This window comes from Polaromonas sp. (assembly GCF_012927485.1).
In the GTDB taxonomy this organism is placed as follows: Bacteria; Pseudomonadota; Gammaproteobacteria; order Burkholderiales; family Burkholderiaceae_C; genus Polaromonas.
Map to the genome: position 1 here is coordinate 197741 of NZ_JABBPC010000012.1, position 25258 is coordinate 222998.

Sequence of the window (25258 nt, forward strand, 5' to 3'; positions counted from 1 at the left end):
AGCGGGCGGCCTGGATCCGTAACTTCAGTGCAGGGAAATCGGCGTATTGGCCAGACCGCTGTAACCTTCCAGTGTGTTTTCAATCTCTTCCTGGGTCGGTGTGTTTTGTGCCCAGGCACTCAGGTGCTCCTGAAACATTTCCGCCCATGAACCATCCAGGTACACCTCTTTATTGGAGCGTTTATCCACGATTTCAAACCCGTGGCGAGCCAGTACGGGAACGGCGGGAGCGGGCGCAGATTCTTCAGGCGCGTTGGCGTGAATCTGAACCACCACAAAAGAGTCTGAGTCGTAAAGCATTTGCATTGTGAGATCCTTGGTAATCAGATAGCAACGATGGTGCCAAGTTCAAGAGGACAGAATAAACCGTATGCGCCATTAAACCGCCGAAGGGTCGCGCCGGGCAACTCTTTTGAAGGTGTGGCTAGCGTTTTGTCAAGATTTACCCACGGCGCTAAGCTGCTGGTCGACAAAATCGCCGTTGTGCTGGGTGATTTTGCTGCGCACGGGGAGGTACCCCAGGGAAGGCGCATACCAGATTTCAACTTTCTGGTCATATTCACGCCGCGGCTGCCTAGAGAGTTTGACCGTAGCGAGCTCACCGAAAGGCAGGTTTATTTTCTCCTCGGTTTCCACCAGAAAAGTCCAGCTGTCCGCATCGCGCGGCCCGACGGTGTACATCGTAATGGTGGAACCAACGGGAAAGCCGCCCGGGTTCCCCGCCAGCATGCCCGCCAGTTGGAAAAAAACACTGACCCGGTCTTGAGCCCCCTTTATCCACGCGGCGGATGGCGTATTGGCGCTGAAGGTGATCAAGCCTTTGTCACTCTCAAAATGAGCTGCGACCTCACTTTTGAACTTGTCAGAAAAGCGGGTTGGAGCCAAGCCTTCTGCAGTCACTTGGCCGTTGCTGGCCATGGTCCGCGCCCCTATGAACAAAGCGCTGACGGTCATTCGGGCGTCGTAACTGTTGCCCGCGTTGTGCCAGGCCAATTCGGCGTTGGCGTAGTAGTTCAATCCCTTTGCGCCGCCAGTCACCCGGTAGTCCAGCCTCGCGCTCGGGGGCAACGCCATGGCGGTCACGGGGGTTTGCTGCGGACCAATCGGCGGCGTTGCGGCGGCACTGGCGGCAGAAGCGGCAGCCAGTGCAATCGCAGCGGCGGCCGAGGCAGCCGTGGCTTCCGTCGGCCCGCCGTCAGTGACGGATGGGTCGGTGGGGTTGTCGGAAAGCAGAGGTTCTGGAACTTGCGGCGCCGCCAAATCAATCGCGGGTTGCGCCGGTAACGCTTGGGCTACGACCTCTTGCTCCTTAAGCGCAGCTTTTTTGACCTGCTTGGCCGCCGGTTTTTCCAGCGGGGGGGCTTGGGTCGATGTTGAGGACGGTGGCGGCTCAATGCGGCGCGTCGTAAAAGCCTGGGCGCGTCGCGAGGAAGCATCCAGTTCCGGGCCAAAACGCTTTGGCGTGGTTTCTAACACCAGCGTATGGGCTGCGAGCACCACAATCACCAGCACCCCGAGCGCGCGCCGGGAAGGGCCTGCGTTCGGACGATCCGGGTGCTTTGTCGACAACGTGCTCATGCCTCTGTGAATCCCAAACCTATAGAAAGTTGCCAGGCTGCGGTTGCCAGAAGTGGCCCGAGGCGAGGTGGATTTGATCTTGCTTCCATGGAGAAAAATGAGGCTATAAAATTACTTTTCGGGTAAATCGGTTTCACTCAGTGTCGCTCTTGACTACGAGACAGGGCGTCCACTTGGTTCAAAAACTGAAAGTGTTCCTCGCTGCCCGGCGAATCTCCACGGCGATTGCGGGTGCGAAGGGCATGCGGGCCACCGCACAATTCAGGGTGTAATCGGGCGGACAAACCCGAACAAACCCCTACAGCTACCGAATTCAGGAACTTGATGAAACTCGCCACTTACAAAGACGGTTCACGCGACGGCCAGCTCGTCGTCGTGTCGCGCGATCTCTCCAGCGCTCATTATGCGACGGGCATTGCCAGCAAATTGCAGCAGGTGCTGGACGACTGGAACTTCATGTCGCCGCAATTGCAGGATTTGTATGATGCGCTGAACACCGGCAAAGCGCGTCACGCTTTCCCGTTTGAACCAGCCCGCTGCATGGCCCCGCTGCCGCGTGCCTACCAATGGGCCGATGGTTCGGCCTTCATCAACCATGTGGAACTGGTGCGCAAGGCGCGACATGCGGAAGTGCCGGAAACGTTTTATACCGATCCCTTGATGTATCAGGGCGGCAGCGACGACTTCATCGGACCTTGTGACGACGTGGTGGTTTCCAGCGAAGCATTCGGCATCGACTTCGAGGCCGAAGTCGCCGTGATCACGGCGGACGTCCCGATGGGGGCCACCTCCGAGCAAGCGATCGAGGGCATCCGGCTGTTGATGCTGGTAAATGACGTGTCCTTGCGCAACCTGATTCTCGGCGAACTGGCCAAGGGATTTGGCTTTTTGCAAAGCAAACCGGCCACCGCTTTTAGCCCCGTCGCCATCACGCTGGATGAAGTGGGTGAAGCTTGGAGCCAGGGCCGCCTGCACCTCACGCTGCAGAGCACCTGGAACGGTCGCAAGGTCGGCATGTGCGATGCGGGCTCCGAGATGACATTTCACTTTGGTCAGCTAATTGGCCATATTTGCAAAACCCGCAATGTGCGCGCTGGCAGCATTGTGGGCTCAGGCACCGTGAGCAATAAGGACTGGAGCCGTGGCTACAGCTGCATCGCCGAGAAGCGGGCGATTGAAACGATTGAAAATGGCAAACCCAAAACTGAGTTCATGAAATTTGGCGACACCATCCGCATTGAAGTAAAGGGCAAAGACGGGCAGTCGGTGTTCGGCGCCATTGACCAGAAAGTTGTCGCTGGCCAGCGCAATCTCGAAGCCCCCCAGGGGGCGCATGGCGCTTAGGGAGCGTTTCCGATCTGGGTCACAAAAAGCCGTATGCCGCGCAGCAGCATCTCGACCGAGATAGCCACCAGAATCAGGCCCATCAGCCGTTCAAAGGCCATCATGACCCGGTCCCCCGCTACCCGCTGAATCCGCTCCGACAGCACCAGTACCACGGCGCAGACCGCCATGGTGACGCACAGCGCCGCGACCCACTCTAGCCGCCGGGCCGGGGCCTGCGAGACCAGCAGCATCACGGTGGCCAAGGCGGAGGGGCCTGCCAGTGCAGGGATGGCCAGCGGCACGATCAGTGGCTCACCCTGTAGCGGCGCAGCGTCGGGTTGTGCCGATGGAAAAATCATCCGCAGTGCGATCAGGAACATCACTACCGCGCCTGCGATCTGAAGCGACAGATCACTCAGGTTCATCAGGTGCAAAAACCCATCGCCGACAAACATAAAAGCCAACAACAGCAAAAAGGCAATCAGCACTTCCCGAAGGATGACCCGAATGCGCCTCTCGGGCGCGACGCCGCGCAGAGCGCTTACAAAAATTGGGATGTTGCCAAACGGGTCAGTGATCAGCAGCAATAGAACAGTAGCCGACGCAAAGGTGTAAGCCATGTAATTAAGCGCTCTTCAAAACCATGGAATCAGACGGCATAGAGTGCGTCAAGAGATCTGAACCCCTTGATTTCGATCGGATTGCCAAACGGGTCGCAGAAAAACATGGTCCATTGTTCGCCCGGTTCCCCCTTAAAACGTATCTGCGGCGCAAACACGAACTCGATCTTGGCCGCCTGAAGACGCTCTGCCAGAGCCTGCCAGTCTGGCAGCGCCAGCACCACTCCGAAATGCGGCATCGGCACCAAATGCTGGCCCACCTGGCCGGTAAGTTCCGTCTTGAAGGGCGCCCCCAGGTGCAGCGAGATTTGGTGGCTGAAGAAATCGAAGTCGACCCACGTGTCGCTGCTGCGTCCTTCGCGGCATCCCAGCACATTGCCGTAGAAGCGCCGCGCGGCATCCAGGTTGGTGACATGGAAAGCGAAATGAAACAGGCTGTGCATCCGGCAAAGGATAGCAGCCTGCCGGGGGACCGAGGTTGCGCCTCGGCAAAACCGAACCGGCTTAGTCCAAGGAAGGGTCGGCCGCCATTCCGTCGAATTTTTTAAAATATTTGCGTGCCAGCGCCACCAACTGGCCGTCGGTCGGGTGGTCCATCGTCACCGAGTCAACAAATGTTTGGGCAATGGCCGAATGATGGATGCCGCACCAGTCGCGAAACTGGTTGCGCGCCAATCCTGGGCCTGCGAGCAGCACTTCGTGGGCGCCTGTTAGGGCACCGGCAATCTCGGCGAAAAACGCTGTAGTGTCCTCTGCCTTACCGTGGTGCTTGTGGTGACTGCGTGACTTGATCCGCTGGGCTTCCATGTGCTCGCGATCAAACATCGCCACATGGGCTTCGGAATGATCCATCCAGACGACGGTGTGGAAAGTGCTCATACGTGCCTTCGCAAAAGTTGTAGAGAAGAAGAAAAATAGAGGGCTTACTCCGAGCGCAGGTTTTCTGCCTTTTCTTGGCAGTGGATGCAGCGCGGCACCCCGGGGCTTGCCTTTAGCCGGGCCATGGTGATCTCTGCGCCGCAGTCGATGCATTGGCCGTAAGTGCCCGCATCGATACGGGCCAATGCGGTATCAATCACGGCGAGTTCATCCGTCTCGCGTTCACCCATGGCGAACTCAAGTTCGCGTTCGGTCGCCACTTGTGCGCTTGAGTCTTCGGAGTTTCCGAAATGGTCGGCGGCGGCTTGCGCGCGGCCAACCACCCCTCCCCGTTGATCAACGATTTGTGCGAGCAGTGCTGCGCGCATTTCCAATAACTTGCGCCGGTAGGGGGCTGCTTGGTGTTTGTCCATGGCGTCTTCTCCTATATTTATATCCATGATGCGCCTGGGCCTATGTATCGCATTTGAGGAGGGTCAATATTGATGGTTGGGCTTTTGACGAATACTACCCACTCTAATTGCTACGCACAACGAGACAGCGCTTGCGCTGAGCCTGCAGCGGCTGTTGCGGGATGCCCCTCCGTTGCAACTCAGAACAGCCCTGCTCCGCGCCGTCCCCTTTATTTCATGTGAACACGGTATTAAATAGGTAGCCAGTTCCACCCCAATTCAGAAACGCACAAGGTACTTTTGGTGTCTGAAAAGAGGAGGCAACCAACTTCTTTGCAGAACGCGGTCCCTAGCGCGATCATTCGGGATAAAAACCGGTTGACGTGCTGCGGCGACGCTGCACAATAAAGGCGCGTGCCAAGGTGTCCCTTGGGCATACGCAGCCCATCCTCTCAGATGCAATAGTGCACAACCGCCAGGAGACTTTCATGAGTGACGCAGACAATCTTTCATTTCCCGGTTTTGGCAAGTTGGTGCCGGGTTTCGATTTTTTGCAAAACCTTGCCAAGCAGGCATCAGGCAGCGCGGCCCAGCAGAGCTCGCAATTGCCCAATCTGGGGGGCTGGGTTGCACCCACGCTCAATGTTGAAGACCTGGAAAAGCGGATTCAAGAACTTAAAGCGGTCCAGTTCTGGCTCGACCAGAATGCCACTGCACTGAAGGCCACCATCCAGGCGCTGGAGTTGCAGAAGATGACCTTGGCCACGCTCAAAGGCATGAACTTCAATATGGCCGATGTGGCCAACGCCTTCAAGCTCAAGGTGCCTGATAGCGTGGCTGAAAAAGGCAAGAGCTTCTCCGGGCTCGAGATTCCGCCCTCGGCTTTCCAGGCCAGTAAAACCGATGCTGCGCGCGGTGCGGAAGCACCGGTCGAAGCCGGTCCAAAAGTCAATGCATCCAAGGCTCAACCGGACGAAGCCCCCGCCGCAGCAAGCGGCGTGGTGGACCCCATGCAATGGTGGGGAGCGCTGACGCAGCAGTTTCAAACTATTGCCACGGAGGCAATGAAGGAAGCGGCCAAGAAGACCGCCATGGACACCACCAACCGCGCGACGGCGGGTATGGCCAAGGAGGCGGTAAAAACCGCTACCGCGATGGCCAAAGGCATGGCCGACACTGCCACCAAAACGGTTGCTGGAGGGGCGCGCGCAGCGATGGACACTGCCTTGCGCAGCAGTCAGGCATGGCCCCAACCCGGGGCCGTCAAGACCTCCTCGCGGGCAACACCCGCTCCACCGCCCAAGTCAAAGGCAAAAGCGCCCGCGAGCAAGACCGCCCGCAAAACAACGCGCTAAATTTGGCACTGAATCCCCATGAAGCTTTTTCCCTATGGCCATGCCACCCATCCGCAATGGCAAATGGCGGCCGGGTTGGTGCTGGCTCAGCTGCGGGCGCACCTCGCTTTACCTGGCTATGCGAGCGCGCCCACGCTGGCGCTGCTGTACATCACCGACCATTACGCCGCCCATGCGCAGGATATCCTTGATCACCTGAGCGCCGAGTTGCCTGACATCACGGACTGGAGCGGTACGGTGGGCGTCGGGATCGCTTCCAACAACGTCGAGTATTTTGACGAGCCGGCACTGGCTGTCATGCTGTGCGAACTGCCGCATGATCAGTACCGCGTGTTCTCGGGCGTATCGCCCTTGCCACCCGCGAGCGGAGGCCGTTTCAAGGCGCACACCGCGCTGGTGCACGCCGACGCCGCAACGCCCGACGTGGCCGAGCTGGTTGACGAAATGGCCCAGCGTACCGACAGCGGCTACGTTTTTGGCGGCTTGGCATCAAGCCGTTCCAGCACGGTGCAATTTGCCCTCAGCGGCCACGGGAACGTGAAGGGGCAAGGCGCGGCGGGGGGCGTTTTTAGCGGCGGCTTGAGTGGCGTGGCTTTTGGCCGGGGTGCGGCGCTGATGTCGCGCGTGACGCAAGGTTGCCGGCCGATCTCGGCCGATCATGTCATCACGGCGTGCGACTCGAATGTAGTGACCGAGCTGGACGGTCTGCCGGCTTTGGACGTGATGCTGGCGGATCTGAGCACGTCGCTCGACCAGCCGCGTGAGGCGTTGGCAAAGGTACGCATGACGCTGGTCGGCCTGAGCCCTTCGGCAGATACCTTGAACGACGCGCCGACGCGCCATGCGGGCCAGTTTGGAGCCGACGTGCTGGTGCGCCACCTGATAGGGCTGGACCCTTCGCGCAAAGGAATTGCGATTGCGGAAATGCCCACGGTCGGGATGAAGTTGGCTTTTTGCGAACGCAACGCCGAGGCCGCGCGTGCCGATCTGATTCGCATTTGTGCGGAAATTCGCGAAGAGCTGGAGCCTGCAGAACTTACGCTGGAAGTGGCCACCGCCTTGAACGCCCCTGAGGCCGAATCGGCACCGCACGCCGCCCGGCGCATCGCCGGTGCCATCTATGTCAGTTGCTCGGGGCGCGGCGGGCCGCACTTTGGCGCACCCAGCGCCGAGTTGCAGATCGTGCGGCGCGCTTTGGGAGACGTGCCCCTGGTAGGATTTTTTGCGGATGGTGAAATTGCGCGCCATCACCTCTATGGCTACACCGGCGTTCTGACGGTGTTTACTGCGGGCGACTGACGACTGGCTCCCCCGCATCAGTCGATGGGTAAAAATAGGCACTTGAAGCCTATTTTTGGCCGCCAACCCAAACGGGGCGATCACAGACAGCTATTAAAAGTATAGCAAGTTGATCCAGAAAAATATCTTTCTCCCGGCGCGCGTTGGAATTGTCATCTATCCTGTGGGGCTTCTCCTAAAAGTGCCGGATTCACTGGACCGGCTCTAATCTGAACCAAAGTGCCTTATGGCTTTCGTGTTGCCCCGACAACTTCAGCAAAAGCTGGCGCTTCTCCCGCTTCTTTCCTGCACCGTCGTGGTCGCTCACGCCGCTGCGCAAGTCGTCGTGCAAGCCCAGCGCCAAGGTGATGCGGTCCAGGTGCAGGCTCAGGCCACGGTCAAAGCGCCGCATGAGTTGATCTGGCAAACGCTCACTGACTACAACCACCTTGCCGAATTCGTGCCCGGCATTACCAAGAGTCGCGTGCTGCAGCGGCTCGGCAACAAAATCACAGTCGAGCAAGTAGGCGAAGCACGCCTTTGGTTTTTCACCTACATCATTGACGTGGTGGTCGAGTCCACGGAACATCAACCCCGCACTATTGGCATACGGGTCGTCAAGGGCAACCTCAAGCAGCTCAATGGCGGCTATCAGCTTGAACACGTGACTGGCAAAGAGGGTGAGTTTTTACTGACCTGGTCGGGTGTGATTGAGCCAGCCATTCCCGTACCCGTAATCATTGCCGTACCGCTGATGCGCGCCAGCATCTCAGAGCAGTTTGCTGGCATGGTCAGAGAAATTGAGCGCCGCCAGGCCCTGCGTGCGCCGGGCACCCAGAGTCGACCGCCCGACGACTGAGCCCTTCGAAAATCAGGACGGAATCTGACGTAACATTCAGACACATGACAAGCAACCCACTGAGTGGGGGAAAAGCTTGCCCACAACCCCTTGAAAAGACTCCTCCGTCATGCGCGTTGATGCAGCCACACCGGTATCCCCGTCAGATCCACACCAGCACCCCAATCAATTTGCGCTTCTGAAGCAGCGCCGCTTTGCGCCTTTTTTCTGGACGCAGTTTTCGGGAGCGGCCAATGACAATCTTTTCAAGTTTGCGTTTACCGTGATGGTGACGTACCAGCTCAGTGTCAGCTGGCTGCCGCCGGCACTGGCAGGGCTGGTGATTGGGGCACTGTTCATCTTGCCTTTTCTGCTGTTTTCGGCTACCAGCGGGCAACTCACGGACAAATTTGAAAAATCCCGCGTCATCCGGTTCGTCAAGAACCTGGAAGTGCTGATCATGCTGGTGGCTGCCGTAGGATTTCTTAGCCCCCATGTCGCGGTGCAGATCCCGGTGCTCCTGAGCTGTACTTTCTTGATGGGCCTTCACTCCACGTTATTTGGTCCGGTCAAGTTCGCCTACCTGCCTCAAGTGCTGAATGAGCGCGAGCTGACGGGCGGCAACGGCATGGTTGAAATGGGGACTTTCGTGGCTATTTTGGTCGGTAACATTGTCGGTGGATTGATGGTCTCGGTGTCAAACATCGGCCCGGTTTACGTAGCGATTTCCTGCGTGTTGCTGGCGCTAGTTGGCCGCGGGGTGGCGCAGTTTATTCCGCTGACACCGGCCATTGATCCTGGCCTCCAAATCAATTGGAACCCGATCACCGAGACCTGGCGTAATCTCAAGCTCGCCAACGGCAACCTGGTGGTGTTTCGCTCCATGTTGGGCATCAGCTGGATGTGGTTTTTTGGTGCGGTTTTCCTGAGCCAGTTTCCCAGTTTCGCCAAGGAGGTGATGCACGGCAACGAGCAGGTGGCGTCATTGCTGCTGGTGGTGTTCTCGATCGGCATTGCGACCGGCTCGCTTCTCTGCGAAGTACTGAGTCGCCGCCACGTTGAGATCGGCCTGGTACCGCTCGGCGCGATCGGTATGAGCGTGTTTGCAGTCGATCTTTACTTCTCATCACGCGGCTTGCCGCTGGCACCGCTCATGGGCGTGGCTAGCTTTATTGCGCGGCCGGCGAACTGGCACGTGATGATTGATCTGGCGCTGCTGAGCCTGTTCGCCGGGCTTTACAGCGTGCCGATGTACGCGCTGATCCAGTTGCGGAGCCAGCCGACGCACCGTGCCCGCATCATCGCGGCCAACAATATTCTCAATGCGCTGTTCATGATCGTCAGCGCAATTCTGGCGGGTGCTTTGCTCAAGAGCGGGTTTGGCATTCCGCAGATTTTTCTGTTTGTGGGCTTGGCCAATTCGGTGGTCGCTTTTTACATCTTCATGCTGGTCCCCGAGTACTTGCTGCGCTTTGTGGCGCTGATCGCCTCGCGCTGTGTTTACCGCTTCAAAATCAGCGGCGATGACAACATTCCGCGGCAAGGCGCGGCCATCCTGACCTGCAACCACGTCAGCTTCGTCGATCCGGTACTGCTGATGGCGGCCAGCCCGCGCCCCATTTACTTTTTGATGGACCACAGGATATTCAAAATTCCTTTGCTGGGCGGGCTGTTCAGGTTGGCCAGAGCGATTCCGATTGCGCCCCGCGCCGAAGATCCAGCGGCTTACGAAGCGGCGTTTGAAGCCGCCGCCAAAGTGCTGCGCGAGGGTAATCTGCTGGCCATCTTTCCTGAAGGCGGCATCACCCGGGATGGCGAACTGCAGGCCTTCAAAGGCGGCGTCATGAAAATTCTTGAGAATGCCGAACACGATGGCCTGAGCGTGCCGGTGATTCCTTTGGCGCTCACCAACTTGTGGGGTTCCTTTTTCAGTCGGGTGGAGCAAGTCAACGGCCAGAAGGTGGCCATGGTCAGACCCTTTCGGCGCGGTATGTTCAGCCGTGTCGGTTTGAATGCAGGCGCCGCCATCCCGCCGGGAGAAGTTCAGCCAGAGCTGCTGCGGGCGAGAACGGCCGAATTGATGATGCGCTGAATGATGTCCTGCACCGGGCTTATCGTTGGCAGCTTGCGCATGCCTGCCTTTCCTGTAGCGCGCGCAAGAGCGCGTTCGCCAAATTCTGTCATGCCTGCGGTGCCACAGGCGAGCAGGGCCGGCGCTTGCCTGCGAGCGCCGCAGTAGCCGGCTGACGGGCGGGATTCACACCCGGCGGCCAAAGAAAGGGTAACCCGGGTCGTTGTACCCAGGGCTGGACGCATGGCCCGGCACCACCAAGGCGTCAATAAAGGCCTCGTCTTCCTGATCCAGTACCAGGTCGGTAGCCCCATAGACATCTTCCAGATGCGACAGCAGGCGCGGACCGACAATTACCGAGCTAATCAGCGGATTGGCGAGCACCCAGGCGGCTGCGAATTGTCCGGGAACCAGCCCTTTGGCCTCACAGCGCAGCTTGATTTTCTGTGCAATCAGCAGCGACTCTTCGCGAAACTCGGTTTCCAGTATGCGTTTGTCGCCGCTACCGGCACGGGTGCCCTCTGCCGCCGGCTGGCCGGGCGGATATTTTCCGGTGAGTACGCCGCGCGCCAGCGGACTGTAGGGCACCACGCCCAATCCGTAGTGGCCGCAAGCGGGCAAGATTTCAACTTCGGGTCCCCGGTTGAGCAGGTTGTAGTACGGCTGGCACACGGAGGGTGGCGGCACGCCCATCTTCTCGCACAAGCGAACGACCTCGGCAATACGCCAGCCGCGAAAGTTGGACAAGCCAAAGCTGCGGATTTTTCCCTGCCGGATCAAGTCGCCCAGCGCCCGAACTGCTTCTTCAAGGTTTTCTTCGTGATAGTCGCGGTGGAGATAAAGGATGTCGAGGTAATCAGTTTGCAGCCGGGCCAAAATGGCGTCGGTTTCTTGAATCAGCCAACGACGGGAGTAGTGGCTCTGGTTGATGCAATCGTCGACCGGGTTACCCAGCTTGCTGGCGAGCACCCAGTCGTGGCGCTGGCCGGCAAGCAGCTTGCCCACGTCCTCTTCCGACTGGCCGTGGTTGTAGACGTCGGCGGTGTCAATAAAGTTGATCCCATGCTCGCGCGCTGACGCCATGATCCGCGAGGCCTCGTCAAATGGCGTTTGCCGACCGAACATCATGGTGCCCAGGCAGAGGGTCGAAACTTTCAGGTTGCTGTTTCCAAGACGACGGTATTGCATGATTAGTTCCTTGCTGAAAAATTGCTGGTCCGAGCTGGCGAGCCGGGATTCTCAGGGCGTGAGTCGCTCAACCAGATATTCCCTGGCATACCAGAAAGTCTCCGGTGTTTTAAAGGCGGCCAGAGTCCCTTCTTTTTCGTCTTGTCGTGACCTCAGGTCCCAGCGCACATCCAGAATACGGCACTGCGCGCAAGGTGCCTGGCCAACGCGCCGCTGCACCAACGCATAGCGGCTGGTTTTAAACAGCGCCTCCACATCGGTATAGTCCACCGGCTGTTCCGCAATATAGGGAACAATTTTGGCGCCTTTGATGATGAATTGGTAGCGTTCAAACTGCCCGTTGAAATTGGTGGGCACGGACACGGCCTGGCCTTGCAACTTGGCGATGGTCTCTGCGCGGAATTCGCCCAACACGCCATTGAAAGGCGCTGTGACCCAGGCAAGCGCCAGCAACACGGCGAAGCTGGCCATTGCAGCGATCGGTCGAGTGAACTCTTTTTTGATTACGCCAATCACGCAGCAGGCGGCCGTAGCCACCAGGAAAAGCCAGAACAACGGCGAATAAAGCCATTGATTTTGCGTGGCGCGCACGGCGCCGAAGCCGATCAGGCCCATGGCCAGTGCACCAATCAAACAGAGCAGCAGCGTGATGCTGAACCAGATGCGTGGGATGCGGCTCCAGTACAACGCGATCAAAATGGCAACCGCTGGCATCGCGGGAATCAGGTAACGGGTAGACCGCTGGTTGGGCAGCATGAACACCAGCGCTAACGCCAGCAGCCACAGCCACATTACTTTTTCTGCAGCGGTTATCGACTGCCCGAGCGCTGCACGCTGACGAAAGCTGCGCCATGCCGCCCAGGCGCAGCCGACGGAAACCGGGAGCAGCAAACCGGCATTTGAAAAGTAGCCTGTGAGGATCACCATAAAGCCGCTGCTGCCGCTGAAAGCAACCTTGAAGTAGCCCATCGATGACTTGAGTTTTCCAGCATTTTCGCCGACCACAAATTCACGCCATACTTCGCCAGGCTGCGGGTCAAGGGCGAACCACAAGCCAAATATTGAAAGCGCAATCACGCAGATGGCGAAGACCTTGGCACCGTCGACGACGATGCCGCGCCTGAAAATCTGCCAGAGCGCCGCCCGCGCCCCGATCGTTTGATAGCACAGTGCCAGCCCGAAGCCCACGGGCACCACCATGGCGAACGATTTATACAAGCTGCCTATTCCGATGGCCAATCCAGCAATGAGCGGAAATTTCCAGCGAGAAGCAAGCAACTTCGCGGGTGACCAGGCGATGGCGAAGAACACGCCAAACAACCAGAAGGTCTCAGGCGCACTGGTCAGAAAGGGTCGTCCGTAGCGGTAGGTGCTGAAGAACGAAAGGTAGATGATCGTTGCGATGCCGCCCATGGCCATGGCATGGTGGTTCCGGCCCTCAGCGGTGTTTGCCGGCGCGGCATTCACGGAGGCGTCGCCGCGCACTATCTTCCAGGTCAACAGGCCCACCATGAGCGCAATGGCCCATGAATACACCACGCTGGGTAAGCGCAGATTTAGCAGCGTCCAGTGTTCGCCCCAGCCGCCAGCAACCATGGCCTGCCAAAACAGCACAGGTGGCTTGGTATTGCGCATGAAATCATAAGAGCTGACCAATGGCAACCAGTGACCGCTTTCAGCAGTAAGTCGCGCGATGTGGGCGTAAACCAGCTCATCGCCGTTTCGGGGAATATGGTCGCCCCCTAATCCAAACAGGTAACCCAGGGCCACAGCGATGCTGAGACTGATCCAGATGTAATGAACAGGAATACGTAGTTTCATTTTTCAAGGCTTGTCATGGACATCGGCAGGTGGCGAGGCACTATCACTTGTAGATCCGGGCGTCTCTATTTTGGCGCGGCGACGGCGAAAAGTCATACGGTCGTTGGCGACAAAATTGGCGGCGCTGGCAATCACGATTGCCACCAGATTGGCCACCAGGTAATGCATATACACCGCCAGCCATTTGGTCAGCAAAGACTGAATCACAATCGACAAGCCCGCCGCCATCACATAGTTAAAAAACAGCAGCAAGGCTGAATGATGCGCCTGGTGCTTGCGGTCGCGCCAGGTCAGACGTCGATTCCAGTAAAAGTTGCTGATCGTTGCAAGAGTAATTGCCAGCGCGATTGAGTAGTTGAGCCGCGAATGGAAGTCTTCGATGCCGGTTAGCAGAAACTCCTGCGCGACGTAAAGCACCGCAATATTGATCACCGTACCGCTGGCGCCGACGACGCCGAACTTGATGAAGCGCCACCGCACCATAACCTGAAGCCGCCGGGGCAGATGGCTGATCAGCCGTTCCGCAAAAGATCGAAGTGCTGACATCGGACGGTTGCGATCAGGGGCTAGCCAGGCACTCGCGCGCTTTCGTCAACACCTCGATCGGCTGAATGACCTTGAGGCACTGATTGTCGCCGTCGCAGTAAGAGGAACGGTGGTTGTAAGCGGTAAGGCAAGGCGAGCAGGGCCAGTGGCTGAAGAACGAGTAGCACTGCGGAGTGAGCGGCGCGTAAAGACGCGGGGTTTCAGGGCCAAACAGCATCAACGTCCAGATCGGCGTCAGTGCGGCGAACTGTCCGGGCCCGCCATCATTGGTGACCAGCAGGCGCGCCACATGAAACAGCGCCAGAAGCTCGGAAATCGACCGGGTATAGCCGGTTAAATCGATCACCGGGCTGGCCGGAAACGTCGCCTGGACATTGGCAACCAGCTGCCGGGCGAGGACTTGGTCGTCTTTCAGACCAATCACCGCCACGGCGCAACCGTCAGTGACCAGCCCTTCGCACAGCGCGGTGTAGGACGCCAGGGGCCAGGCGCGGATAGGCAAGATACCGCCGCCCGGATACACCAGCACCAACGGTCGCCCGGCGATCTCGGGAAAGTCCTGATCCAGGCGGGTTTGAATACTCTGGACCAGCGCGCCGTCCAACTGCACATGCGGCGGCGGCTTGCCAGTGGTCATCACAGGCAATTTGGATTTGGGCACTGCCGTTGAGTCAATCGCGCGCGCGAGGGTTAAAAATTGCGCGCTGATGTGGTGGTAAGGGTTGTAGGGCACGCGCCGATTGATATGCGAGCCGCGGTACAAACCCTCTTGGGTATGGCGATGAAAACCGACGCGAACCGACGCGCCACAGGCAAACGACAACAGACTGCTGATACGCGAAAACAGCTCGCAGTCAATGGCGACGTCCACGTGAGCGCGGCGCAGCGCCAGGATGGCTCGCCACAGGCTGGACAGCAGCGTGGACAGCGAGCGATCATCCAGCGTGTGAATATGCGCGGCGTCCACCACATGCATGAGATCGAGTATTTCGCGGTTCTTTTTGAACAGTAGCGCATGCAGTTCGGCATTCGGGTACCGCTGCTTCAAGCGCGCAAACATGTCGTGGGCCAGCACCAGGCTTCCCATCTCGGAGAGCAGTATCACGACGATGGCACGCGGCGCCGCGTCGGCGCGGGAAGGGGTTTTGAACTGGCTGATGAGGGCGTCCAGAACGGACACGGCCGCACACAGGGGGATGCCAATCCAGCGATCAATCCATCGTTGCGTGTCGATGTTCATGGCTCAGACCCCTCGGAGCCGGTCGGTGCTGAACTGGCCAGCAAATTCGTTAAAGCGTCCGGAATCCAATGCATCGCGAATTTCCTGCATGAGGTGTAGGTAATAGTGCAGGTTGTGAATGCTGGACAGCATCGGGCCCAGCATTTCGCCGCAGCGATCCAAGTGGTGCATGTACGCACGGGAGAAATTCTTGCAGGTGTAGCAGCTGCAACTGCTGTCTACGGGCTGCTCTTCGGTCTTGTAGCGCGCGTTGCGGATTTTCAGGTCGCCGAATCGGGTAAACATATGGCCATTGCGCGCATTTCGGGTCGGCATGACGCAGTCGAACATGTCCACGCCGGCAGCGACGCCCGCCACTAAGTCTTCCGGCGTGCCGACACCCATCAGGTAACGCGGCTTGTGCGCCGGCAGGCGATGCGGCGTGTGCGCCATGATGCGCAGCATTTCTTCTTTCGGTTCGCCCACGCTCACGCCGCCCACGGCATAGCCCGGCAAGTCCAGTTCCACCAGCGCATCCAGCGACTCCTGGCGCAGGTTTTCAAACATACCGCCCTGCACAATGCCAAAAAGCGCATTCGGGTTTTCAAGCTTTTCAAACTCTGCCACGCAGCGTTGCGCCCAGCGCAGACTGAGCTCCATGGAACTTCGCGCTTCCCCCTCGGTGGTGATGTGGCCTTTGGTGTCGTAAGGGGTGCACTCGTCGAACTGCATCGCGATGTCGCTGTTGAGCAAGGTCTGAATCTGCATCGAGATTTCGGGGGTCAGAAATAGCTTGTCGCCGTTCACAGGCGAGGCGAACTTCACGCCTTCTTCAGAAATCTTGCGCATCTCGCCGAGCGACCAGACCTGAAAGCCTCCGCTGTCGGTAAGGATGGGTTTGTGCCAACTCTCAAATTTGTGCAGTCCCCCAAACTGTTTGATGACGTCCAAGCCCGGGCGCATCCAGAGGTGAAAGGTGTTACCCAGAATGATTTGCGCGCCCATGTCGTGGAGAGACTGTGGCATCACGCCTTTGACGGTGCCATAAGTGCCTACTGGCATAAAAATGGGCGTTTCCACCACGCCGTGGTTAAGCGTTAACCTGCCGCGCCGGGCATAGGACCCCGGGTAAGCGCCGGCCACAACGTCGGTTTTCAGAACTTCAAATTCGAGCATTTCGTGATTGTCGCAGGTGTATCTGGGGGGGTTTAGTGGCCTCAGGCCGCCGCGCGAAGGGTCGTTTGCAGGTCATTGCGTGCCAGCAGCATGGCATCGCCGTAGCTGAAAAAGCGGTAGCGCTGCGCTATCGCATGGCGGTACAGCGCCATGATGTGTTCATAGCCTGAAAACGCGCTGACCAGCATCATCAAGGTGCTTTTGGGCAGGTGAAAGTTGGTCAACAGCAGGTCCACGACGGCAAATTCAAAGCCTGGCGTGATGAAGATGTTGGTGTCATTGCAATCGGGGCCGAACTTGACGACTGATTCGAGCGCGCGCACGGTGGTGGTTCCCACGGCCACCACGCGCCCGCCACGCTTTTTGCAGTCGGCAATGGCTTGCTGTGTGGCAAGCGGCACTTCAAAGCGTTCGAAATGCATGACGTGCTCAGTCAGGTTGTTGGTTTTGACGGGTTGAAATGTCCCCGCCCCCACGTGCAAGGTCAGGCTGGCGCGCTCGACGCCGCGCAGTTCTAATTGCGCCAGCATCGCCTCATCGAAATGCAGCGCAGCCGTGGGCGCCGCCACCGCCCCCGGGTTTTTCGCAAAAACGGTCTGGTAGCGCCGCTCGTCTTCCGCCGAATCGCTGTGGGTAATGTAAGGCGGCAAGGGAACGTGACCATGCTGGGCCATCAGCGCATACGGGTCGCTGCTAAGCCTGAAGCGATACAGCGGGCCGTTTTCCTGTGGCCAGCGCCCCAACAAGGTCGCGGTGAACCCGCCCTCCATCTGCAAAATAGCGCCAGGCAAGGGTTTTTTACTGACCTTCATATGGGCTGCGACTTCATGGCCTGAGTCGGTGTGCGGTGAAAGCACCCGTTCAATCAGTAGTTCGAGCCTGCCGCCGCTGGATTTTTGGCCAAAAAGTCGCGCCTTGACCACTTTGGTGTCGTTGAACACCAGCAGGTCACCGGGCGCCAGCAGCTCGGGTAGATCCTGAAAACGGCGATCAGCAGGATCAGCGTTGCGTCCATCGAGCAGGCGGGAAGCGCTGCGCTGCGCTGCAGGATGCTGGGCAATTAGTTCGTCGGGGAGTGTGAAATCAAAATCACTGAGGCTGAAATGCGTCTTCATGAGGGCACAATTGTCCCATGTTGCCTCCCGGTGTTCCCGCTAGCAAAACAGCCCAAAAGTCGGCCCCGCTCAAAGAGACGGCTGAAGACCAAGCCGCGCCTCAACCCCGCTTTGAGAAAGCCCCCGCTAAATCGCCCGCTCAAAAAGCCCTCGAAAAACTCGGGCTTCGCCGCGACATCGACTTGGCCCTTCACTTGCCGCTGCGGTATGAGGACGAAACCCGCATCGTGCGGCTCAGCGAGGCGCAAAACGGCGATGTGGTGCAAATAGAAGGGCAGGTCATTCACAGCGAAATAACGCTCAGTCCGCGCCGCCAGTTGCGCGTGACGGTGGACGATGGCTCGGACACCTGCGTATTGCGCTTCCTCCATTTTTACCCTTCGCACCAAAAGGCGCTGAGCGTGGGTGCCCAAGTGCGGGTGCGTGGGGAGATTCGTGGCGGCTTTGCAGGTCGGGAGATGGTTCACCCCAGCTTTAAGGCCGCAGGTGGAGCATTGCCGGGCGCATTGACGCCGATATATCCTACCGTCGCCGGCTTGCCCCAGGCGTATTTGCGTAAAGCGGTGTTAGGTGGTCTGAGCCGCGCCGACCTCAGTGAGACTATTCCGAGCCAATTCTTAACTAAAAATATGGCGGAGTCCTTGTGGAGCTTGCGCGAAGCGCTACAGTTTTTACACCATCCCACGCCGGCGGTAGCGCTTGATACGCTGGAAGACCGCAGTCACCCGGCCTGGCAGCGACTCAAGGCAGAAGAGTTACTGGCCCAACAACTATCGCAGTTGCAGGCCAGACGGGTGCGCGCTGCTATGCGTGCACCCCCGCTGGCCGGTTTGGCGATGCGGGGTACGCAGTGCACCTTGCAGGAACAATTACTGGAGCGCCTGCCCTTCCGATTGACGGCGGCGCAGCAGCGCGTCTGCGCAGAAATCGAAACCGACCTGCAAAAAAGTATTCCGATGCACCGCCTGCTGCAAGGTGACGTCGGTGCCGGGAAAACGGTGGTGGCCGCATTGGCGGCGGCACGTTGCATGGATGCGGGCTGGCAATGCGCCTTGATGGCGCCCACTGAAATTCTGGCCGAACAGCACTTTCGAAAATTGATCAGTTGGCTGGAGCCTCTAGGCATTACGACCGCCTGGCTTACGGGCAGTCAGAAGGCCAAAGAGCGGCGGGAGATGCTGGCGTTGATTGAAAGCGGAGAAGCGGGCTTGGTCATCGGCACTCACGCGGTGATTCAGGACAAGGTGAAATTCAAAAACCTGGCGCTCGCCATCATTGACGAGCAGCACCGCTTTGGCGTCGCGCAACGGCTGGCGCTGCGCAGCAAGATGACCGACGACGGCCATGAGCCGCATTTGTTGATGATGACCGCCACACCCATTCCGCGCACCTTGGCCATGAGCTACTACGCGGACCTGGATGTCTCCACCCTGGACGAGTTACCGCCGGGGCGGACGCCCATCGTGACCAAGGTGGTGGGCGAAGCCCGGCGTGACGAGGTGATCGAACGCATACGCGGACAAATTGCCGAGGGCCGGCAGATTTATTGGGTTTGCCCGCTGATTGAAGAGAGCGAGTCTATCGACCTGGTCAACGCCACACAGACGCATGAGGCGCTGAGCGCCGCCTTGCCTGGCGTGATGGTTGGCCTGTTGCATTCGCGTATGCCGGTGGCCGAAAAGAAGGTGGTGATGAGTTTGTTTGCCGACGGATTGATGGCTGTTTTGGTCAGCACGACGGTTATAGAGGTGGGTGTGGATATTCCCAATGCGTCGTTAATGGTGATTGAACATGCCGAACGTTTCGGCTTAAGCCAGTTGCACCAGTTGCGCGGCCGCGTAGGACGCGGTGCGGCGGCTTCGGCCTGCGTGTTGCTGTATTCCACCGGCGAGGCACCCCGCTTGGGCGAGACGGCGCGGGCTCGCCTCAAGGCCATGGTGGAAACGAATGACGGGTTTGAGATTGCCCGGCGCGATCTGGAGATTCGCGGACCCGGCGAGTTTTTGGGGGCGCGCCAGTCGGGCGCACCGTTGCTGCGCTTCGCCGATCTGGCAACCGACGCCGTATTGCTGGCCTGGGCGCGGGAACTGGCGCCGGTGCTGCTCACACAACACGCCGAGCTGGCGCACCGGCATGTTCTGCGCTGGCTGGGCGGCAAAGCGGAATACCTCAAGGCATGAGCTGCGATCGCCACGGTAAGACGAACACGAAAAGCCGCACAATCACCCCATGACGCTGACCGAACTTAAATACATCGTCGCGGTAGCTCGCGAAAAGCACTTTGGCAAGGGGGCTGATGCCTGTTATGTCTCGCAGCCAACGCTCAGTGTGGCCATCAAAAAGCTGGAGGAAGAACTGCAGGTCAAGCTGTTCGAGCGCAACGCCAACGAAATTACAGTCACGCCGCTGGGGCAAGAAATTGTGCGCCAGGCGCAAAGCGTGCTTGAGCAGGCCGACAACATCCGGGACATTGCCAGACGCGGCAAAGACCCGCTCGCCGGCGCGTTGCGCTTGGGCGTGATCTACACCATAGCGCCCTATCTGCTGCCCGACCTGGTGCGGCAGATCATCGCGCATACACCCCAAATGCCGCTGATACTGCAGGAGAATTTCACGGTCAAACTGCTTGAAGAACTACGCACCGGGGAGATTGATTGCGCCATTTTGGCCGAGCCGTTTCCGGATACCAATTTAGCGATTGCGCCGTTGTATGACGAGCCTTTCATGGCGGCGGTCCCGAGCGGACACTCGCTGGCTGCGCGCAGCAGCATCACGGCGGAAGAACTCAAGAAGGAAACCATGCTGCTTCTGGGTACCGGCCATTGCTTTCGCGATCACGTCCTGGAAGTTTGCCCCGAGTTTGCGCGGTTTTCCAGCAGCGCCGAGGGCATTCGCAAGAGTTTTGAGGGTTCATCTCTGGAGACCATCAAATACATGGTGGCGGCAGGCATGGGTGTCACGCTGGTACCGCGGTTGAGCGTTCCCAAAGAAGCGCTGGCCGCCCTGGCAGCCGGTGGAAAATCCGCCAGCGACAAAAGCGTTTTGGCGATAGAGGGCCCCTCGTTTATTAAATACCTCCCGTTTGAGGCAGACGTTCCCACCCGGCGCGTGGTGCTGGCCTGGCGGCGTAGTTTTACGCGCTACGAGGCGATCGCAGCGCTGCGCAACGCCATTTATGCCTGTGAGCTGCCCGGTGTCACGCGTCTGTCCTGAGCAGAAGACGTCTTAAGCCGCTTCGAGTTGGCGATTTATAACGGCAATAGAAGAAAGCTATTGCAGCGTCCAGTCTGAATGCGTAAAGTTATATTTTAAAAGGAAAAATCATGGCCAAGTCGTCTGAAAAAACCGTCCCCTCCATCAATATCGGCATCAGTGAAAAAGATCGGACTGCGATTGCCGAAGGCCTTAGTCGTCTGTTGGCCGACACCTACACGCTGTACCTGACAACCCACAACTTTCATTGGAATGTGACTGGGCCGATGTTCAACACCCTGCACCTCATGTTCATGGCGCAGTACACCGAACTGTGGACCGCCGTTGACCCCGTGGCAGAACGCATTCGTTCGCTGGGGCATTTCGCACCGGGCTCTTACGCACAGTTCAGCAAGCTGGCCTCGGTGCCGGATGCGCCCGCCAATCCGCCCAAAGCGCTGGAAATGGTGCGTATTCTCGTGAGCGGGCACGAGGCCGTTGCCCGGACCGCCCGGGAGTTGTTCCCGCTGGCAGACGATGCGGGCGATCAGCCCACGGCGGACCTGTTGACCCAGCGGCTGACCGTGCACGAGAAAACCGCATGGATGCTGCGTTCGCTTCTTGAAGAATAAGCTAGCGCTCTATCTGCAGCTGATCCGCTGGAACCGCCCAGCGGGATGGCTGCTGCTGCTCTGGCCCACGCTTTCGGCGTTGTGGGTGGCCGCGCACGGTTTCCCTGGATGGCATTTACTGACGGTGTTTACGCTGGGTACGATCTTGATGCGTAGCGGCGGCTGTTGCCTGAATGACGTGGCTGACCGTGATTTTGACCGGCACGTTAAGCGCACGGCCCAGCGGCCGGTCACCAGCGGCGCCGTCTCTGGCAAGGAAGCGCTGCTGGTCGGTGCGGTCCTGACGCTTCTCGCGTTCGGCTTGGTGCTCACCACCAACACCGTCACCATTGGTTGGTCGTTTGCGGCGCTGGCGGTGACGCTGATCTATCCCTTTGCCAAGCGTTTTATGTCCATGCCGCAAGCCGTGCTTGGCGTGGCTTTCAGTTTTGGTATTCCGATGGCTTTTGCCGCTGTTCAGTCGCAGGTGCCTTTGCTGGCGTGGGTGTTATTGCTGGGAAACTTATTCTGGGTGATTGCCTACGATACCGAATACGCCATGGTGGACCGAGATGATGATCTTCTGATCGGTATGAAAACCTCGGCCATCACGCTGGGCCGGTTCGACGTGGCTGGCGTCATGGCCAGCTACCTGATATTTCTGTCGATCTGGGCTTTTGCGCTTGTGAGTCAGGCGCAGTCAGCTATTTATACAGCGGCAATCGGACTGGCCGTGCTGCAAGCCTTGTGGCACGGTTGGCTGATCCGCAAGCGTCAGCGTGACGGCTGCTTCAGGGCGTTTCGCCTCAATCACTGGCTGGGATTCACGCTGTTTGCCGGGATTGCTTTGTCTTATTGGGGGCGTTGACTCTCGACTCCAGCCGGGTTTGAAGTAGGTGGTCAAGGCTGCTGGCGCGCAAAAAAAAGCCCGCACTGGGCGGGCCTTAAGATGTTCAACTGGCCGGCTCCATGGCCTGAACCAGCTCAACACGGTGCGGCTTAGTAAGCTGCTTTTTTAGCCGATTTGGCTTTTGACATGCGCTTGGCTTTGTGCTTTGCTTTGTGCTTGGTTGCAGCTTTTGCAGGCATTGCTTTCTCAGCAGGAGCGGCGGCGGGTGCTGCAGCGGGTGCTGCGGCAGGCGCACTGGTTTGAGCCGCTGCCGGGGCAGAGATCACGGCCAGTGGCATAGCGAGAACAGCGGCGCTGGCGAGGATGGACAGAAATTTTTTCATAGAGAACTCCGAGTGTTAGAAAGGTGTTTACGCGCACTCTGCCTAAATCGTTAACCCGCGTGGTGTATGACAAGAGGTGCGTGCGTAGTGTAATAACGTTTGCTTGCGCCAAAGGGTTGACGGGACCCGGTCACGCCTGCAAAACACAGCCTTGCGCGGTTCAGAAATTTGTTTTTTACAGGGCTCACTGCGTGGGGTAAATAGCCAGTTTCATTCGTATGGCTTCAGGCTTTGCAAGATTCTAAGTGAGGCAAACGTAGCTCAGCAGGCTCCAAATTCGTCGCCGAGTTCGCGCGCGCGCTGCCTCGCAGCATGCATGCCGCGCATGAAGCGTTGTTTGATGCCGTCTTGCTCCATGGAGATCAGCGCCGCATACGTCGTGCCTCCTTTCGAAGTCACGCGAGTGCGCAGAGTTTCCGGCGGCTCGTCGGAGGATTGCGCTAACGCCGACGCACCCACAAAGGTGCCGACAGCCAGCTTGTGGGCCTGCTCACGGCTGAGACCCATGTCGGTGCCGGCCTGGATCATGGCCTCAATGAAATAAAACACATAGGCTGGGCCCGATCCGGAAAGCGCGGTCACCGCATCGAGCTGTTCCTCTTGGTCTAGCCACAAATAGTCTCCCGTCGTCTGGATCACACGCTCCACTTCCAGCCGGTCGACCGGGGTTGCTGCCGAGCGGGCAAACAATGCGGTCATACCCCTGCCGATCAGCGCAGGCGTATTGGGCATGGCCCGCACCACTCGCTCGGTGTCCAGCCACGCGGCAATGCTGTCCGAGCGGATGCCCGCCGCCACGCTCAAGTGCAAGGCCGCTTGGGTATAGGGACCGCCTTGCTTCGCCGCATCCTTGAAGGTTTGGGGCTTGACGGCCCAGACGATCAGGGACGCCCGCTGCAGCGCGGCGCTGGGTGCTTCGCTGACCGCAACCTGAAACTGCTGTGTCAGCTTGGCCCGCTGTTCGGCAAAAGGCTCGACCACCTGAACTTGGCTGGCCGGAAGGCCTCGTTTGAGAAGGCCGCCAATGATGGCGCTGGCCATGTTGCCGCCGCCTATGAACGCGATGGATTCGTTGTTGCTGTCTTGATTTTGAATGGTCATGCCGGTCTCGGTCTTGCTAAGTCGGGCGGCATGGAAGCGGCCGTCCGGGCTTGAATTGTCGTCGAAGCGCGGTCCTATTGAAGCACCGTCTGCCGCACGGCATGCTCCCATTGCGCCATCAGGTCAGCCGCGCGGTCGGCACCTAATGTAGGAATAAAAGTCCGCTCTGCCCGCCACAGGTCAGACAGCTCTGACTTACTGTGGTGCACCCCGCTGGACAGTCCTGCCAGGTAGGCAGCGCCCAAGGCAGTGGTTTCCGTCACGGCGGGCCGAATGACTGGAATGCCCAGCAAGTCAGCCTGGAACTGCATCAGCAAGTCGTTGATGCAGGCCCCCCCGTCGACCCGCAGCTCAGCGATGGGCGCCGCCCCGGCTGCTACCGCGTCCCGGCTCATGGCTTGAAGTAACGCCGCACTCTGGTAGGCAATACTTTCGAGTGCGGCTCGCGCAATGTGGGCCACTGTGGTGCCGCGCGTGAGTCCGGTGATGGTTCCGCGGGCGTCAGGCTTCCAGTAAGGTGCGCCCAGCCCGGTAAAAGCAGGCACCATCATCACGCCCCCCGAGTCGGGCACGCTTCGCGCGAGCGCTTGCACTTCTGTGCTGCTTTGAATCGCGTGCAAGCCGTCGCGCAACCACTGCACGACAGCGCCGCCGACAAATACGCTGCCCTCAATGGCAAATTCGGTCTGCGCCGTGGTCTGCGCAGCGCTGGTGGTGAGCAACCCGTTGTGCGAAGTCTGGAATTGCGTGCCGGTGTGCATCAGCATGAAGCAGCCAGTTCCGTAAGTATTCTTGGCCATACCTGCCTTGAAGCAGGCTTGGCCAAACAGCGCGCTTTGCTGATCTCCGGCAACGCCGCCAATGACAATCGCGTGGCCCAGCAGTTCCGGCCGGACCGCGCCGTAATGGGCACTGGAGGGCAGGACCTGTGGCATGAGGGAGGTCGGAATACCCAGCAACTCCAGCAGTTCGACGTCCCATTGATTCGTGTGCACGTTGAACAACATCGTGCGTGACGCGTTGCTCACATCGGTGGCGTGAACTTCGCCGGCCGTGAGCTGCCACATCAGCCAGCTGTCGATGGTGCCAAAAGCCAGTTCGCCCTGTTCGGCCCGCGCACGTGCACCGGGCACATTGTCAAGCAGCCATTTGATCTTGGTGCCAGAAAAGTAGGCGTCAATCAGCAGCCCGGTTTTGGCCTGGACCAACGCGTCCTTACCGTGCTCGCGCAGGTCAGCGCAGGTGGCTTCGGCGCGTCGATCCTGCCAGACGATGGCGTTGTGGATGGGCTGGCCGGTCACCCGGTCCCAGACCACCGTGGTTTCGCGCTGGTTGGTGATGCCGAGTGCGCGGATGGCGCTGGCGTTCAGTCCCGCCTGGCTAAGAGCCTGGCGAGCGGTGGCTAATTGGCTGCGCCAGATTTCCATGGGATCGTGTTCGACCCAGCCTGGCTTGGGGTAAATCTGGTGCAGCTCCTGCTGCGCCAATGCCACAACGCAGCCTTGTTCGTCAAACACAATACTTCGGGAACTTGAAGTGCCCTGATCAAGCGCAAGTAGGTAAGTCATGGTGGTTCAGCGACAGTCGGTAAATCGGCATTAAAAATTTCCAGTCACTCTATACCGAAACGGTGCCAAACCACTCCGGTCGAGCGTCCGCAAACAAGGGAAACTTCACAAAGTTCGGACTGGCGGGGAGCCCGGCAGTCGCTACGGGTAA

The 25258-nt window shown here is 58.9% G+C and carries 24 protein-coding genes; 9 read left to right on the top strand and 15 right to left on the bottom strand.

The window, feature by feature from the left end; all coding sequences use genetic code 11:
* Positions 1-24: 24 nt before the first annotated feature.
* On the bottom strand, positions 25-306 hold the full coding sequence (locus tag HHJ16_RS05040; RefSeq protein WP_293641278.1) for a DUF3567 domain-containing protein: 282 nt from the start codon (positions 304-306) through the stop codon (positions 25-27).
* A 129-nt stretch (positions 307-435) separates the two neighbouring features.
* A complete protein-coding gene (locus HHJ16_RS05045) occupies positions 436-1578 on the bottom strand; it encodes a DUF3108 domain-containing protein (protein ID WP_293641279.1) in 1143 nt (380 codons plus the stop codon).
* Positions 1579-1902: 324 nt separating this feature from the next.
* On the opposite strand from HHJ16_RS05045, the gene HHJ16_RS05050 reads away from it, so the two are divergent.
* A complete protein-coding gene (locus HHJ16_RS05050; protein ID WP_293641281.1) occupies positions 1903-2922 on the top strand; it encodes a fumarylacetoacetate hydrolase family protein in 1020 nt (339 codons plus the stop codon).
* Here HHJ16_RS05050 and HHJ16_RS05055 read toward each other — a convergent pair.
* The 4 genes from HHJ16_RS05055 to HHJ16_RS05070 form a co-directional block, all read right to left on the bottom strand.
* Positions 2919-3524 carry a MarC family protein gene (locus HHJ16_RS05055; RefSeq protein ID WP_293641283.1) on the bottom strand — a complete coding sequence of 202 codons (606 nt, stop codon included), beginning with the start codon at positions 3522-3524 and terminating at the stop codon, positions 2919-2921. The genes HHJ16_RS05050 and HHJ16_RS05055 overlap by 4 nt on opposite strands.
* 29 nt (positions 3525-3553) lie before the next feature.
* Positions 3554-3967 carry a VOC family protein gene (locus tag HHJ16_RS05060; protein ID WP_293641286.1) on the bottom strand — a complete coding sequence of 138 codons (414 nt, stop codon included), beginning with the start codon at positions 3965-3967 and terminating at the stop codon, positions 3554-3556.
* A gap of 61 nt (positions 3968-4028) precedes the next feature.
* Positions 4029-4403 (bottom strand): hypothetical protein, encoded by a 375-nt coding sequence (locus tag HHJ16_RS05065; protein WP_293641289.1) that lies wholly within the window; start codon positions 4401-4403, stop codon positions 4029-4031.
* A 44-nt stretch (positions 4404-4447) separates the two neighbouring features.
* Positions 4448-4816: a TraR/DksA family transcriptional regulator gene (locus HHJ16_RS05070; protein ID WP_293641292.1), complete on the bottom strand. Its 369-nt coding sequence runs from the start codon at positions 4814-4816 to the stop codon at positions 4448-4450.
* A 467-nt stretch (positions 4817-5283) separates the two neighbouring features.
* Here HHJ16_RS05070 and HHJ16_RS05075 point away from each other — a divergent pair, with 467 nt between their 5' ends.
* The 4 genes from HHJ16_RS05075 (at position 5284) to HHJ16_RS05090 (ending at position 10358) form a co-directional block, all read left to right on the top strand.
* Complete coding sequence (locus HHJ16_RS05075) at positions 5284-6150, top strand: PhaM family polyhydroxyalkanoate granule multifunctional regulatory protein (RefSeq protein ID WP_293641294.1); 867 nt, start codon at positions 5284-5286, stop codon at positions 6148-6150.
* 18 nt (positions 6151-6168) lie between these two features.
* Positions 6169-7449 carry an FIST N-terminal domain-containing protein gene (locus HHJ16_RS05080; protein ID WP_293641296.1) on the top strand — a complete coding sequence of 427 codons (1281 nt, stop codon included), beginning with the start codon at positions 6169-6171 and terminating at the stop codon, positions 7447-7449.
* Positions 7450-7675: 226 nt separating this feature from the next.
* Complete coding sequence (locus tag HHJ16_RS05085; RefSeq protein ID WP_293641298.1) at positions 7676-8287, top strand: SRPBCC family protein; 612 nt, start codon at positions 7676-7678, stop codon at positions 8285-8287.
* Positions 8288-8396: 109 nt separating this feature from the next.
* Positions 8397-10358, top strand: a complete 1962-nt coding sequence (locus HHJ16_RS05090) for an MFS transporter (protein ID WP_293641300.1) — start codon at positions 8397-8399, stop codon at positions 10356-10358.
* 165 nt (positions 10359-10523) lie between these two features.
* Here the strand turns inward: HHJ16_RS05090 and HHJ16_RS05095 are convergent, their stop codons facing one another.
* Genes HHJ16_RS05095 through queA form a run of 6 tightly spaced genes read right to left on the bottom strand, consistent with a single transcriptional unit; the run spans position 10524 to position 17402 of the window.
* A complete protein-coding gene (locus tag HHJ16_RS05095; protein WP_293641302.1) occupies positions 10524-11525 on the bottom strand; it encodes an aldo/keto reductase in 1002 nt (333 codons plus the stop codon).
* A gap of 51 nt (positions 11526-11576) precedes the next feature.
* Positions 11577-13346, bottom strand: coding sequence for a glycosyl transferase (locus tag HHJ16_RS05100; RefSeq protein WP_293641303.1), 1770 nt, complete (start codon positions 13344-13346; stop codon positions 11577-11579).
* Between the two features lie 3 nt (positions 13347-13349).
* On the bottom strand, positions 13350-13892 hold the full coding sequence (locus HHJ16_RS05105) for a GtrA family protein (protein WP_293641305.1): 543 nt from the start codon (positions 13890-13892) through the stop codon (positions 13350-13352).
* Positions 13893-13905: 13 nt separating this feature from the next.
* The gene (locus tag HHJ16_RS05110) at positions 13906-15132 is read right to left on the bottom strand and encodes a glycosyltransferase family 9 protein (protein ID WP_293641306.1); all 1227 of its coding nucleotides are present in this window, start codon (positions 15130-15132) and stop codon (positions 13906-13908) included.
* Positions 15133-15135: 3 nt separating this feature from the next.
* Entirely contained in the window at positions 15136-16287 is a 1152-nt protein-coding gene (gene tgt, locus HHJ16_RS05115; protein ID WP_293641307.1) for a tRNA guanosine(34) transglycosylase Tgt, read from the bottom strand.
* A gap of 41 nt (positions 16288-16328) precedes the next feature.
* On the bottom strand, positions 16329-17402 hold the full coding sequence (gene queA / locus HHJ16_RS05120) for a tRNA preQ1(34) S-adenosylmethionine ribosyltransferase-isomerase QueA (RefSeq protein ID WP_293641308.1): 1074 nt from the start codon (positions 17400-17402) through the stop codon (positions 16329-16331).
* A 17-nt stretch (positions 17403-17419) separates the two neighbouring features.
* Between queA and recG the strand changes: the two genes are divergently transcribed.
* The 4 genes from recG (at position 17420) to ubiA (ending at position 22073) form a co-directional block, all read left to right on the top strand.
* Entirely contained in the window at positions 17420-19582 is a 2163-nt protein-coding gene (gene recG / locus HHJ16_RS05125; protein WP_293641310.1) for an ATP-dependent DNA helicase RecG, read from the top strand.
* A gap of 49 nt (positions 19583-19631) precedes the next feature.
* Positions 19632-20615 (top strand): hydrogen peroxide-inducible genes activator, encoded by a 984-nt coding sequence (locus HHJ16_RS05130; protein ID WP_293641312.1) that lies wholly within the window; start codon positions 19632-19634, stop codon positions 20613-20615.
* 110 nt (positions 20616-20725) lie between these two features.
* Entirely contained in the window at positions 20726-21226 is a 501-nt protein-coding gene (locus tag HHJ16_RS05135; RefSeq protein ID WP_293641314.1) for a Dps family protein, read from the top strand.
* Positions 21216-22073 (top strand): 4-hydroxybenzoate octaprenyltransferase, encoded by an 858-nt coding sequence (gene ubiA, locus HHJ16_RS05140; RefSeq protein WP_293641317.1) that lies wholly within the window; start codon positions 21216-21218, stop codon positions 22071-22073. Before HHJ16_RS05135 ends, ubiA begins: the two co-directional genes overlap by 11 nt.
* A gap of 131 nt (positions 22074-22204) precedes the next feature.
* Here ubiA and HHJ16_RS05145 read toward each other — a convergent pair whose 3' ends face one another.
* From HHJ16_RS05145 to glpK, 3 genes are all read right to left on the bottom strand, one after another.
* Positions 22205-22438, bottom strand: a complete 234-nt coding sequence (locus tag HHJ16_RS05145; RefSeq protein ID WP_293641320.1) for a hypothetical protein — start codon at positions 22436-22438, stop codon at positions 22205-22207.
* Between the two features lie 261 nt (positions 22439-22699).
* Entirely contained in the window at positions 22700-23539 is an 840-nt protein-coding gene (gene proC, locus HHJ16_RS05150) for a pyrroline-5-carboxylate reductase (RefSeq protein WP_293641323.1), read from the bottom strand.
* A gap of 74 nt (positions 23540-23613) precedes the next feature.
* Positions 23614-25107 (bottom strand): glycerol kinase GlpK, encoded by a 1494-nt coding sequence (glpK, locus tag HHJ16_RS05155; protein WP_293641326.1) that lies wholly within the window; start codon positions 25105-25107, stop codon positions 23614-23616.
* Positions 25108-25258 lie beyond the last annotated feature (151 nt).

Coding starts and splice junctions, on each gene's coding strand:
- HHJ16_RS05065 (WP_293641289.1), bottom strand. CDS start 4,403: ATGAGCACTTTCCACACCGTCGTCTGGATGGATCATTCCGAAGCCCAT.
- HHJ16_RS05060 (WP_293641286.1), bottom strand. CDS start 3,967: ATGCACAGCCTGTTTCATTTCGCTTTCCATGTCACCAACCTGGATGCC.
- HHJ16_RS05055 (WP_293641283.1), bottom strand. CDS start 3,524: ATGGCTTACACCTTTGCGTCGGCTACTGTTCTATTGCTGCTGATCACT.
- HHJ16_RS05145 (WP_293641320.1), bottom strand. CDS start 22,438: ATGAAAAAATTTCTGTCCATCCTCGCCAGCGCCGCTGTTCTCGCTATG.
- HHJ16_RS05050 (WP_293641281.1), top strand. CDS start 1,903: ATGAAACTCGCCACTTACAAAGACGGTTCACGCGACGGCCAGCTCGTC.
- HHJ16_RS05095 (WP_293641302.1), bottom strand. CDS start 11,525: ATGCAATACCGTCGTCTTGGAAACAGCAACCTGAAAGTTTCGACCCTC.
- HHJ16_RS05075 (WP_293641294.1), top strand. CDS start 5,284: ATGAGTGACGCAGACAATCTTTCATTTCCCGGTTTTGGCAAGTTGGTG.
- HHJ16_RS05070 (WP_293641292.1), bottom strand. CDS start 4,816: ATGGACAAACACCAAGCAGCCCCCTACCGGCGCAAGTTATTGGAAATG.
- glpK (WP_293641326.1), bottom strand. CDS start 25,107: ATGACTTACCTACTTGCGCTTGATCAGGGCACTTCAAGTTCCCGAAGT.
- HHJ16_RS05105 (WP_293641305.1), bottom strand. CDS start 13,892: ATGTCAGCACTTCGATCTTTTGCGGAACGGCTGATCAGCCATCTGCCC.
- HHJ16_RS05135 (WP_293641314.1), top strand. CDS start 20,726: ATGGCCAAGTCGTCTGAAAAAACCGTCCCCTCCATCAATATCGGCATC.
- recG (WP_293641310.1), top strand. CDS start 17,420: ATGTTGCCTCCCGGTGTTCCCGCTAGCAAAACAGCCCAAAAGTCGGCC.
- HHJ16_RS05110 (WP_293641306.1), bottom strand. CDS start 15,132: ATGAACATCGACACGCAACGATGGATTGATCGCTGGATTGGCATCCCC.
- queA (WP_293641308.1), bottom strand. CDS start 17,402: ATGAAGACGCATTTCAGCCTCAGTGATTTTGATTTCACACTCCCCGAC.
- HHJ16_RS05045 (WP_293641279.1), bottom strand. CDS start 1,578: ATGAGCACGTTGTCGACAAAGCACCCGGATCGTCCGAACGCAGGCCCT.
- proC (WP_293641323.1), bottom strand. CDS start 23,539: ATGACCATTCAAAATCAAGACAGCAACAACGAATCCATCGCGTTCATA.
- HHJ16_RS05085 (WP_293641298.1), top strand. CDS start 7,676: ATGGCTTTCGTGTTGCCCCGACAACTTCAGCAAAAGCTGGCGCTTCTC.
- HHJ16_RS05090 (WP_293641300.1), top strand. CDS start 8,397: ATGCGCGTTGATGCAGCCACACCGGTATCCCCGTCAGATCCACACCAG.
- HHJ16_RS05040 (WP_293641278.1), bottom strand. CDS start 306: ATGCAAATGCTTTACGACTCAGACTCTTTTGTGGTGGTTCAGATTCAC.
- HHJ16_RS05080 (WP_293641296.1), top strand. CDS start 6,169: ATGAAGCTTTTTCCCTATGGCCATGCCACCCATCCGCAATGGCAAATG.
- tgt (WP_293641307.1), bottom strand. CDS start 16,287: ATGCTCGAATTTGAAGTTCTGAAAACCGACGTTGTGGCCGGCGCTTAC.
- HHJ16_RS05130 (WP_293641312.1), top strand. CDS start 19,632: ATGACGCTGACCGAACTTAAATACATCGTCGCGGTAGCTCGCGAAAAG.
- HHJ16_RS05100 (WP_293641303.1), bottom strand. CDS start 13,346: ATGAAACTACGTATTCCTGTTCATTACATCTGGATCAGTCTCAGCATC.